Raw genomic sequence first — 426 nt, forward strand, 5'->3', positions numbered from 1 at the left:
CGCGAGGGCATGTACTGCGCGTTCTCGATCACCTCGCGCACGTCATCCACACCGGTGTTGGACGCGGCGTCGATTTCCAGCAGGTCGATGTAGCGGCCGGCGTCGATGTCCAGGCAGGCCGCGCACTGGCCGCACGGGTCGGCGCTGGTACCCTGCTCGCAGTTCAGCGACTTGGCGAAGATGCGCGCGATGGTGGTCTTGCCCACGCCGCGGGTGCCGGTGAACAGGAACGCGTGGTGGACCCGGCCGCTGTCCAGCGCGTTGCTGAGCGCACGGACCACGTGTTCCTGGCCCACCAGCTCGGCGAAACGCTTCGGACGCCACTTGCGGGCAAGGACGAGATAGGACATCAGGCCACCGTTTTCCATCGGATGTTCCATTGTGCCATGCCTGTCCAGCCCCCTCGCCACCCATGGCCATGGATAC

Annotated in this window: 1 protein-coding gene; it reads right to left on the reverse strand. The window is 66.2% G+C overall.

What is annotated here, in order from left to right; all coding sequences use genetic code 11:
- Positions 1-380, reverse strand: a 380-nt coding sequence (locus D7V77_RS42710) for an AAA family ATPase (protein WP_233597592.1), incomplete at its 3' end; no start/stop codon positions are given.
- Positions 381-426: the final 46 nt, after the last annotated feature.

The sequence above is a fragment of the Corallococcus sp. CA041A genome (genome assembly GCF_003612075.1).
Taxonomy (GTDB): Bacteria; Myxococcota; Myxococcia; order Myxococcales; family Myxococcaceae; genus Corallococcus; species Corallococcus exiguus.